The organism is Streptomyces sp. RP5T, assembly GCF_003933965.1.
In the GTDB taxonomy this organism is placed as follows: domain Bacteria; phylum Actinomycetota; class Actinomycetes; order Streptomycetales; family Streptomycetaceae; genus Streptomyces.
In genome coordinates, this window is the sequence record NZ_RSAJ01000310.1 from 1 (window position 1) to 9868 (window position 9868).

The window sequence follows — 9868 nt, forward strand, 5'->3', positions numbered from 1 at the left end:
CGGCCACGCCGTGCCGCCATCGGTTGGTGGACCAACAAGGCGCCGCCCGAGCGGACTTACCCACACCCGCCGTGCCCGGACGCACGGCGCGCACCGGTGCGCGGGGCCGAGCCGGCGCGTGCCGGAAGCGGAACTGCTGTCAACGGATGTGAAAGCAGCGGCCGTCCGGTTCGCATCGAGTCGCTGGGGCCAACCATCCGTATTCTCTGATCATGGCCCCCTCCACCGCATATTCACTCATCGCCACCGACCTGGACGGCTCGCTGCTCCGGGCCGACGACACCCTCTCCGACCGGTCGCGGGCCGCGCTCGCACGGGTGGCCGCGGGTGGGGCCCGGCACCTGGTCGTGACGGGGCGGCCGGCGCCCAGGGTGCGGCCGCTCCTCGACGACCTCGGCAGCACGGGGCTCGCGGTGTGCGGACAGGGCGCGCAGGTGTACGACGCCGGCGCGGACCGTCTGCTCTGGTCGGTGACGCTGGAGAGGGAGCTGGCCGAGACCGCGCTCGGCAAGATCGAGGCCGAGGTCGGACAGGTGTACGCGGCCGTGGACCAGGACGGTGTCGACGGACTCACGCTCATCGAACCGGGCTATCTGATGCCCCATCCGACGCTGCCCGCGGTGCGGGTGGGCCGGCGCGACGACCTGTGGTGCGAGCCGATCAGCAAGGTGCTGCTGCGCCACCCCTACCTGTCCGACGACGAGTTGGCGCTCACGGCGCGCTCGGTGGTGGGCTCGCTGGCGACGGTCACCATGTCGGGGCCCGGGACCGTCGAACTCCAGCCATGCGGCATCACCAAGGCGACCGGCCTCGCGCTGGCCGCCGACCACCTGGGTCTGGGCCCCGAGGTGACGATCGCCTTCGGGGACATGCCCAACGACATCCCGATGTTCGACTGGGCGGCCCGTGGCGTGGCGATGGCCAACGCCCACCCCGAACTCAAGGCCGTGGCCGACGAGGTGACCCTGTCGAACGAGGACGACGGCATCGCCGTCGTCCTCGAAGGACTCTTCCCGCGGGCGTAGTTCCTAGTACGCGCCGAACACGTTGTCGATGGACCCGTACCGCTGGGCCGCGTAGTTGCAGGCCGCGGTGATGTTCGCCACCGGGTCGTACGGGTCCCACGAGGTGTTGGCCACGTGGTACGCGTTGAAGGTCGGGTCGATCACCTGGAGCAGGCCCTTGGAGGGCGTGCCGGCGGCCGCGTTGGAGTCCCAGAGGTTGATGGCGTAGGGGTTGCCGGAGGACTCGCGGATGACGTTGCGGTAGATGCCGTCGTAGGAGCCGGGGATGCCGTGCTCCGCCATGACGGCGAGGGAGGCCCGGATCCAGCCGTCGAGGGTGTTGGGGTAGCCGAGCGCGGTCGCGGTCTGCACGGCCGGGGTGGCCGCGGACGCGCTGGTGGCGCCGATGAGCGGGAGCGCGAGGACGGCGACACCGGTGCCGGCGACGGCGAGCTTGCGGGCGAGACGGCTGGTGCGGGTACGGCGGTGCTGAGCGGCAGCGGACATGGTGAAGTTCCTCTCCGTCGCCTGCGAGGTGAGCTGTCGGGTTCGGGCGGGAGCTGCCCGGCCACGCCTGTGAAAGGCGGGACTTCACCCCAAGCCGTACCGGTATGTCCGAAGACGACCGGTACGACGACTTACCTGGTTCCCCCGCTCCTGCCGTGGTTCTCGGTGGGTGTGCGGGCGGTGGCAGGATTCGGCGGCCGCCCGACAGGCCGGGAACGTATGCGAGAGCACATGTCCGGAACAAGTGGCGAATTCACATGGAGTGCCTATTGACCTTGGTGTGAGGCATTTGAGGTGCTTGATCCTTTGCGTTCGCCAAGCCTCAACTCGCGCACGGCGAAAGGCGGATCGGCGGATTCCGGAACATCGCCGATCCGCCCGCCCGAGTGGGCCAAGTCACAGCCGAGCGCAAGAGGGGTAAAACGGTCAAGAACGCTCAACTCATGTTCAACCGGCCGGACGTGGGATCCGCTTCTCCCACGTCCGGTGGAAGACCACCTCACCGCCCGCGGTGCAGACGACCTCGTCGCAGGTGCGGAAGTCCGTCCCCTCGCAGGCGATCTCCGAGCGGATCCGGACGGTCACGTCCCAGGCGAGCTCGGGGCGGTGCAGCCGGATCGACCAGTCGGAGCGGGTGCGCGCGGACAGGGGGTCCTGCTCGTCGATCGTGTACGTCTCCAGTGCCTCCTCGACGCACTCCAGACCGTCGGGGTACACGCGCGTGCCGCCGAGCCGGGGGTCGACCTCCAGACGCCACGCGCCCTTGGCCACGTCACGGACGACCAGCCGCTCGGGGCGGGGTTCGTCCAGCGTCACCGGGCTCCAGCCGTCAGCGGCTGCGCCGGGGGTGACCCCGAGCGGCGCGGACCGCTCCGGGTCATCGAGGGCGAGGTCGAAGCCCGTCTCCCGCGCGCGCACCGGCAGTTCGAGGAAGCTCCCCGCCGGGTCCAGCACGAACCCCGCCTGCGATCCGGGCTGCGGCCAGACCCACGGCCAGTACGCGGAGGAGACGGCGAGCCGGATGTGGTGCCCGGCCCGGAAGGCGTGCCCGACGCCGTCCAGCTCGACGGCCACCTCCTGCGTGGACCCCGGCTCCCAGGGCGCCGCCCGGTCGAGGCCCTGACGGGCCGCCAGGTCCAGCACGCCCCGCGTGACGAGCGTCGACGATCCGTCCGGGGCGACATCGCAGAGCCGCGCGACGACCTGCCCGCGCGGCACCTCCGAGGTCAGCCTGAGCCGCACCCGCGGCCGCCCCAGCACCCACGTCTCCTCGCCCACCGCGAACTCGAAGCAGGCCGAACGGGCGTCCTCCTCCCGCTGGTCCGGCGGCAGGTCGGCGTCGTTGCCGACGGGGAGGAACCGGCCGGCGTCCACACCCGTGTGCTGCGGGGAACGGACCAGGACGGGCGTGCCCTGGAGGCCGTACGCCACGGTCGTCACGTTCGGGGAGGGCCAGGACGGCTCGCCGACCCAGCGGCCGGGCAGGGGACCGTACGCCGTGGCCGGGGGGTGGGAGTCGGTGACGTGGGCCCGCAGCAGGGGTTCGCGCATCACGCCGGTGTCGATGCCCCTGAGGTGCTGGTCCCACCAGCGCAGGGTCTCCGTCAGGAACCCGGTCGCCGGCCCGGGCGGCCGGCCGCGGTCCGGGTACCGGTGGCACCAGGGGCCGAGGATCCCCCGTACGCGAGCGCTCGGCAGGTGCTCGACGAGCGTGAGGACCGTGGCGTGGCACGGGTCGTGCCGGCCGCCCACCGCGAGGACGGCCGCGTCGATCGCACCCAGGTCCCCGCCGGCGCCGCCGCTCGGCCCGTGCGGGGTGCCGGCCCGGTGGTCGAGCAGGGTGTGGACGAACGGCACCACCCCTTCGAGGCGCGTGAGCCACATCTCCCGCCAGGCGTCGCCGACATGGAGCGGATCCGGCGGGCGGCACGCGAAGGCGAGCATCGTCGCCGCCCACGCGTGCGTGTCCGCCGCCAGGACGCAACCTCCCCCGCGGCGCCCCTCGTTGCCGTGACGGTCGCCGTCGGCGCAGACGGCGACGACCGCCTTGAGCGGCTCGGGTGCGAGGGCCGCGATCCGAAGCGCGGTGCGAGCGCCCCAGGCGATGCCGAGCATGCCGACCCGGCCGTCGCACCAGGGCTGCGCCGCGAGCCACTCGACCAGCTCGACCCCGTCGGCGAGTTCGGCCGCCGAGCACTCCTCGCCGGGCACGCCCCCGCTGTTGCCGTGCCCGCGCACGTCCACGCGGACCGACGCGTAGCCGTGACCCGCGTACCAGGGGTGGCGCTGCCAGTCGCGGGGCGCGGTCCAGTCGGTGAGCCGGGACGGCAGGTATTCGAGGATCGCGGGTACCGGTTCGTGAGTGAGGGGTCGCCACACGCGTGCGTACAGGAGCGTCCCGTCCGCGAGCGGGACACGGACGTCCTCGTGGGTCGTCTCGAAGGGGAAGGACGTACGGATGCGCATCGGAGGCCCTCGATCGCGGCTTCGGTTCGGGACGCCGGCGGCTAATTCCCTACAAGTCGATAGATATCCATCCTTTTCAGGTGATCAAAAACATACCGGTCGTGATCCGATACCGCCTGGCATGGACGGGGCGGGCGCTATCGGTGATCCAAAGGTGACCGGATACGCTGACTTGAGTGATGGCAGCGACCTATCGACATTCCTCGTAACCGCCAGAAGACACCAGCAGACAGGAGACCCCTCGTGACCGTCGTCGGGCCGTTCGGGCTGAGCGTGCGGGACCAGGCTCTGGAAGCCGATGTCCAGGCCGGAATGACGGCTGTCGAGGAGGGACTGCTCGAGGCCACCAAGAGCGAGGTCCCCTTCATCACGGAGGCCGCCCAACATCTGGTGCGAGCGGGCGGAAAGCGGTTTCGGCCGCTGCTCGTGATGCTCGCCGCGCAGTTCGGCGACCCCTACGCGCCGGGCGTGGTGCCCTCCGCCGTCGTGGTGGAGCTGACCCACCTCGCCACGCTGTACCACGACGACGTCATGGACGAGGCCGAGGTCAGGCGGGGCGTCGACAGCGCCAACACCCGCTGGGGCAACTCGGTGGCCGTGCTGACGGGCGACTTCCTGTTCGCCCGCGCCTCGCACATCCTGGCCGACCTCGGGCCCGAGGCGGTCCGCGTGCAGTCGGAGGCGTTCGAGCGCCTGGTCACCGGCCAGATCCTGGAGACGGCCGGGCCGCAGGACGGCCGGGACCCGGTCGAGCACTACCTGGACGTGCTCGGCGGCAAGACGGGCTCGCTGGTCGCGGTCTCCTGCCGCTTCGGGGCGATGATGTCGGGCGCCGACGAGACGGTCGTGGACGTCCTGACCCAGTACGGCGAGCGTCTCGGCGTCGCCTTCCAGCTGGCCGACGACGTCCTGGACATCGCCTCCGACTCCCACGAGTCCGGCAAGACGCCGGGCACCGACCTGCGCGAGGGCATCCCGACCATGCCGGTCCTGCGGCTGCGCGAGCGCGCCGCCCGGCTCGGCCTGGCCGAGGACGTCGCCCTGTGCGAGCTGCTCGACTCCGACCTCACGGACGACACGCGGCACGCCCAGGCCCTGGCGGCCCTGCGCACCCACCCGGCCCTGGAGCAGGCTCGCCGGGACACCGTGCGCTACGCCGAGGACGCGCGCGCGGCCCTGGCCCCGCTGCGGGAGTGCGACGCGAAGGCGGCGCTGATGGAGCTGTGCGACGCGGTGGTGCACCGCGCCGGGTAGTGACATGCGTCACTGCCTGTGCTTTCCCCGTCGTGAAGAACCGGCTCGTCGCCGGGGGCGCCCCCTACGGGTCGTAGGGGGCGCCCGCATGTCGTGTCATACCCCAGGTGTACGCGGACTTGGCCCCGAGGGCTGACGCATGCTCATGGCCGATTTGGTCAGATGGACACCACGGAAAACACCACTCCTCACCGATTCGGGTGAGAATGGCGGCTACGGGTGGACGCACGGGAGTTGACAGCCGCCGCCGACGACGGAGGTAAGGCACACATGGCACCGTACGAATCCGACGACAGCGTGACCGCCGCGGACGCCGAAGAGCTGCGATCCGCGCGTCGGCGCAAGGCCGCGCGGTACGTCGTGCCGGCCACGGTGGTGGGGGTCGCGGCGGCGACCATCGGGCTCGTCCCGGCGCTCGCCGACTCCGGCGACCCCGACCTGCCGAAGATCAGCGCACAGGAACTCATCGAGAAGATCGCCGCGTCGGACGTGCAGCAGCTGTCCGGCACCGTGAAGATCACCACGGATCTCGGCCTGCCGGACCTCGGCGGCCTGGAGAGCTCGCTCGGCTCCGCCGCCGGGCCCTCCGGATCGGGCGACTCGTCCGCCGACCCGTCCACCAAGCTCACCGCGCTCGCCTCCGGCACGCACACGCTGCGCGTCGCCGCCGACGGCGAGGACCGGCAGAAGATCTCGCTGCTGGAGAACGCGGCCGAATACAGCCTCATCCACAACGGCAAGGACGTCTGGGGCTACGACAGCGCGTCCAACTCGGTCTTCCACACCACGGCCTCCGAGAGCCGGGGCAAGCAGCGGGAAGAGCTCCCGGCCACTCCCAAGGACCTCGCCGAGGAAGCACTCAAGGCCGCGGACGAGACCACCTCGGTATCGGTCGAGGGCACCGCGCAGGTCGCGGGCCGGGACGCCTACCGCCTGGTCGTCAAGCCCAGGGACGAGGGCTCCACGGTTGGCCAGATCACCGTGGCCGTGGACGCGAAGACCGGTCTGCCGCTGAAGTTCACGCTGACCCCGGCGAGCGGCGGCGCGGCCGTCGTGGACGCGGGCTTCACCCAGGTCAGCTTCGCCAGGCCGGCCGCCTCCACCTTCGACTTCACCCCGCCGAAGGGGGCGAAGGTCGAGGAGGGGGACGCCTCGAAGGCACCCGGACACTCCGAGGGCTTCGGCAAGGAACAGCGCGAGGAACTGGGCAAGGAACAGCGCGAGGGCCTGGGCAAGGGCTCGGCCGGCCTCGGCGAGCACGGCCCCGAGGGGCTGAACGTCCTCGGGGACGGCTGGGACTCCATCGCCACCTTCGACACCGGCGGCCAGGGCGTCCCCTCCGGCTCCGAGGCCGGCGGTGACTTGGGCGGCTTCCTCGACTCGCTCGGCGACAAGGTCTCCGGCAAGTTCGGCGAGGGCACCGTCTTCAAGACCCGCCTGATCAACGCCCTGATCACCGACGACGGCAAGGTCTACGTCGGCGCGGTCACCAAGGACGCGCTGGTGAAGGCGGCCGACGCGGCGAAGTAGTCCCGGGCGGGCACGACGGATCGAGCGGGCACGACGAATCGAGGGAGCCGATGGACCAGCCGTCAGCCGCGGAGCCGGATCCGCAGGGGTCGGGCGACGGCGCGGGCGGGGACGCGGACGGAGCGGCCATCCGCACCCACGCCCTCACCAAGCGCTACCGCGGCGGACAGCTCGCCGTGGACGGTCTCGACCTGACCGTCCCGGTGGGCAGCGTCTTCGGCTTCCTCGGCCCGAACGGCTCGGGCAAGACCACCACCATCCGCATGCTGATGGGCCTCATCGAACCGACCTCCGGCTCGGCGCGCGTCCTGGGCCGCCCCATGCCGCGCGCCGCCCGGGCCGTACTCCCGCACGTCGGCGCCCTCATCGAGGGCCCGGCTCTGTACGGCTTCCTCTCCGGCCGCGACAACCTCGTCCGCTACGACGCCGCCGACCCGACCGCCGACCCGCGCACCCGGAACACCCGTGTGGCGGCCGCCCTGGACCGGGTGGGGCTCGCGGCCGCCGCCGGCAAGAAGGCGAAGGCGTACTCCCTCGGCATGAAGCAGCGACTCGGCCTGGCCGCGGCCCTCCTGCAGCCCCGCAGACTCCTGGTCCTGGACGAGCCCACCAACGGCCTCGACCCCCAGGGCATGCGGGAGATCCGCTCCCTGGTGCGGGAGCTCGCCTCCGACGGCACCACGGTGTTCCTCTCCTCCCACCTCCTCGACGAGATCGAGCAGGTCTGCACCCACGCGGCGGTGATGGCCCAGGGCCGCCTGATCACCCAGGGCCCGGTGACGGACCTGGCGGCCGGGGCGCGGGGACGCCTGGTGGTGACGACTCCGGACACGGCGGACGCGGCAAGGGTGCTGAAGGAACGAGGTCTCCCGGACGTGGTGGTGGCGGACGACCAGGTGAGCTGCGACCCCCCGGACGACGAACTGTCCGACATCAACGCGGCGTTGGTGAAGGCGGGCGTGAGAGTGCGGGGCTTCGCCCTGGAACGGGCCTCTCTGGAGGACGCCTTCGTGGCGCTGACGGGGGAGGGCTTCGATGTCGCAGGCTGAGGAGACCGCTGTTCGGGGACGCGGCGAGCCCCCACGAGCCGCAAGCCGCCGTACGTCCTTCTACGGCACCCTCTTCCGCAACGAACTCCACACCACGTTCCGCCGCTGGCGCACCCTCGCCCTGCTCGCGGTACTCGCGGCGGTCCCGATCCTCGTCGGTGTCGCGGTCAAGATCGAGACCGGCGACGGCTCCTCGTCGGGCCCCGGAGACGGAGGCGGACCCGCCTTCATCTCCCAGATCACCAACAACGGCCTCTTCCTGGTCTTCACCGGCCTCGCCGCGACCCTCCCCTTCTTCCTCCCGATGGCCATCGGCGTCATCGCGGGCGACGCGATCGCGGGCGAGGCCAACGCCGGCACCCTGCGCTATCTGCTGGTCGCCCCGGCGGGCCGCACCCGGCTGCTGCTGACCAAGTACGCGACGGTGATGACGTTCTGCCTGGTCGCCACCCTCGTGGTCGCCGTCTCCGCGCTCACGGTGGGGGCCCTGCTCTTCCCGCTCGGCGACCTGACGACGATCTCCGGCACCCGGATCACCTTCGCGGAGGGCCTCGGACGGGCCCTGCTGATCGCCCTGGTGGTGGCCGCCTCACTGGTCGGCGTGGCGGCCCTCGGCCTGTTCGTCTCGACCCTCACGAACAGCGGCATCGCGGCGATGGCCACGACGGTCGGCCTGCTCATCACGGTCCAGATCCTCGACCAGATCCCCCAGCTGCACGCTCTCCAGCCGTACTTCTTCTCCCACTACTGGCTGTCCTTCGCCGACCTCATGCGGGAGCCGGTCTACTGGGACGACCTGGTGAAGAACCTCGGCCTCCAGGCGCTGTACGCGGCGGTCTTCGGCTCGGCCGCGTGGGCGAGGTTCACGGCGAAGGACATCACGGCGTGACCTGCTCGTAGGGGAACCGCGCGAGCGGGGCCTCCTGGTCGAAGAAGGTCTTCGCCCGGGCGAGTGCCTCGGTGTCGCGCAGGACGTCACCGGGCTTGCTGCCGTTGCCGAGGAGCACCCCGCCGAAGCGCATCCCCATGTACGCGGCCGAGTTGTTGAGCGTGCCGATCAGCGGCTCGGCGACCTCGAACTCCTCGTGCGCCAGCGCGGTGACACCCCAGAGCGTGCGGCCCGCCATGGTCGCCTTGAACTCGACACCCGGGGTGCGCAGCCAGCCCGACCAGTGGTCGAGGTAGCGCTTGACCTGCGCGGAGACCGAGTACCAGTACAGCGGGGAGGCGATCACGATGTCCGTCGCCGCGAGCGTCGCGTCGAAGAGCAGTGCGGTGTGGCCGATCGTCGGACGCACGTGGTCCGTGTCGTGGCGCAGATCCTCGAAGTCGGGCAGCGGATGCTCCGCGAGGTCGATCCACTGCTGCTCGACGTCCTTGGGCAGCTGTTCGGCGGCCCGGCGGGCCAGCAGCTCGGTGTTGCCGTCGCTGCGGCTGCTGCCGAGCACGAACAGGAAACGGCGCGTCATGGAGATCTCCCGGCTGGTGGGCGTACGGTAAATACTCGCACATGCATTATATGCGTGCGCAATTACTTGTCCAGGGGGTGCGTCTCCGTGCCCCATGCCTGCGCTTTTGCCGCCCGGGCCACCTCCAACAGCAGCGCCTCACCGCCGTGCCGGGCCACGAGCTGGAGTCCGACCGGGCAGCCGTCCGGGCCGAATCCGGCCGGGAGGCTGAGCGCCGGGTGACCGGAGAGATTGAACGCCCAGGTGAGAGCGGTGGAGTAGCGCTCGCCCGGGCCCTCGTGACCGTGCGGCGGACAGGGGGTCGTGGGCGTCATGAGCATGTCGGTGCCGGCGAAGAACTCGTCCAGGAGCCGGTCGTTGGCCGCCCGGACCCGCTCGGCCTCCCGCGGATCGGAGCCCGGGGTGCGCAGGGCGAGCCAGGCGGAGGCGGGGTCGTGCAGGCGGAGCGGGGCACGGCTCCGGGCAGACCGTACGACACCGGCGTCGGCCAGCCGCCCGGCCGCGGCGCGGGCGATCCGCGCGATCCCCGGGTCGGTGTCGGCGAAGCCGAGGTCGGGGGACCAGAGGGCGGTGACGGGAAGACGGGGGC

9 protein-coding genes and 1 riboswitch are annotated in these 9868 nt (G+C 71.6%); of the genes, 5 read left to right on the top strand and 4 right to left on the bottom strand.

Translation table 11 applies throughout. The annotated features are described in order from the left end of the window. Positions 1–212 precede the first annotated feature (212 nt). Positions 213–1025 carry an HAD family hydrolase gene (locus tag EHS43_RS27405; protein WP_125193423.1) on the top strand — a complete coding sequence of 271 codons (813 nt, stop codon included), beginning with the start codon at positions 213–215 and terminating at the stop codon, positions 1023–1025. Positions 1026–1028: 3 nt separating this feature from the next. Here EHS43_RS27405 and EHS43_RS27410 read toward each other — a convergent pair whose 3' ends face one another. After that, entirely contained in the window at positions 1029–1511 is a 483-nt protein-coding gene (locus tag EHS43_RS27410) for a transglycosylase SLT domain-containing protein (RefSeq protein ID WP_125193424.1), read from the bottom strand. 5 nt (positions 1512–1516) lie between these two features. Then, positions 1517–1689: riboswitch (cyclic di-AMP (ydaO/yuaA leader) on the bottom strand. 269 nt (positions 1690–1958) lie between these two features. After that, positions 1959–3977 carry a CocE/NonD family hydrolase gene (locus EHS43_RS27415; protein ID WP_125193425.1) on the bottom strand — a complete coding sequence of 673 codons (2019 nt, stop codon included), beginning with the start codon at positions 3975–3977 and terminating at the stop codon, positions 1959–1961. Between the two features lie 243 nt (positions 3978–4220). On the opposite strand from EHS43_RS27415, the gene EHS43_RS27420 reads away from it, so the two are divergent. The 4 genes from EHS43_RS27420 to EHS43_RS27435 all read left to right on the top strand — a co-directional run bounded on the left by EHS43_RS27420 (position 4221) and on the right by EHS43_RS27435 (position 8699). After that, positions 4221–5231, top strand: coding sequence for a polyprenyl synthetase family protein (locus EHS43_RS27420; RefSeq protein WP_125193426.1), 1011 nt, complete (start codon positions 4221–4223; stop codon positions 5229–5231). 270 nt (positions 5232–5501) lie between these two features. Beyond that, positions 5502–6761 carry a sigma-E factor regulatory protein RseB domain-containing protein gene (locus tag EHS43_RS27425; RefSeq protein WP_125193427.1) on the top strand — a complete coding sequence of 420 codons (1260 nt, stop codon included), beginning with the start codon at positions 5502–5504 and terminating at the stop codon, positions 6759–6761. A 50-nt stretch (positions 6762–6811) separates the two neighbouring features. Then, positions 6812–7810 (top strand): ABC transporter ATP-binding protein, encoded by a 999-nt coding sequence (locus EHS43_RS27430; RefSeq protein ID WP_125193428.1) that lies wholly within the window; start codon positions 6812–6814, stop codon positions 7808–7810. Continuing rightward, positions 7797–8699 (top strand): ABC transporter permease, encoded by a 903-nt coding sequence (locus EHS43_RS27435; protein ID WP_125193429.1) that lies wholly within the window; start codon positions 7797–7799, stop codon positions 8697–8699. Before EHS43_RS27430 ends, EHS43_RS27435 begins: the two co-directional genes overlap by 14 nt. Here EHS43_RS27435 and EHS43_RS27440 read toward each other — a convergent pair. Both EHS43_RS27440 and EHS43_RS27445 read right to left on the bottom strand, forming a co-directional pair. After that, positions 8689–9279 carry a flavodoxin family protein gene (locus EHS43_RS27440; RefSeq protein WP_125193430.1) on the bottom strand — a complete coding sequence of 197 codons (591 nt, stop codon included), beginning with the start codon at positions 9277–9279 and terminating at the stop codon, positions 8689–8691. The genes EHS43_RS27435 and EHS43_RS27440 overlap by 11 nt on opposite strands. Positions 9280–9341: 62 nt before the next feature. Continuing rightward, positions 9342–9868: amidase family protein (locus EHS43_RS27445; RefSeq protein ID WP_260470739.1), on the bottom strand; the 527-nt coding region annotated here is incomplete at its 5' end.

Excerpts from the sequence above, each read along its gene's own strand:
- EHS43_RS27405 (WP_125193423.1), top strand. The coding sequence starts at position 213 with ATGGCCCCCTCCACCGCATATTCACTCATCGCCACCGACCTGGACGGC.
- EHS43_RS27410 (WP_125193424.1), bottom strand. The coding sequence starts at position 1,511 with ATGTCCGCTGCCGCTCAGCACCGCCGTACCCGCACCAGCCGTCTCGCC.
- EHS43_RS27415 (WP_125193425.1), bottom strand. The coding sequence starts at position 3,977 with ATGCGCATCCGTACGTCCTTCCCCTTCGAGACGACCCACGAGGACGTC.
- EHS43_RS27425 (WP_125193427.1), top strand. The coding sequence starts at position 5,502 with ATGGCACCGTACGAATCCGACGACAGCGTGACCGCCGCGGACGCCGAA.
- EHS43_RS27430 (WP_125193428.1), top strand. The coding sequence starts at position 6,812 with ATGGACCAGCCGTCAGCCGCGGAGCCGGATCCGCAGGGGTCGGGCGAC.
- EHS43_RS27435 (WP_125193429.1), top strand. The coding sequence starts at position 7,797 with ATGTCGCAGGCTGAGGAGACCGCTGTTCGGGGACGCGGCGAGCCCCCA.
- EHS43_RS27440 (WP_125193430.1), bottom strand. The coding sequence starts at position 9,279 with ATGACGCGCCGTTTCCTGTTCGTGCTCGGCAGCAGCCGCAGCGACGGC.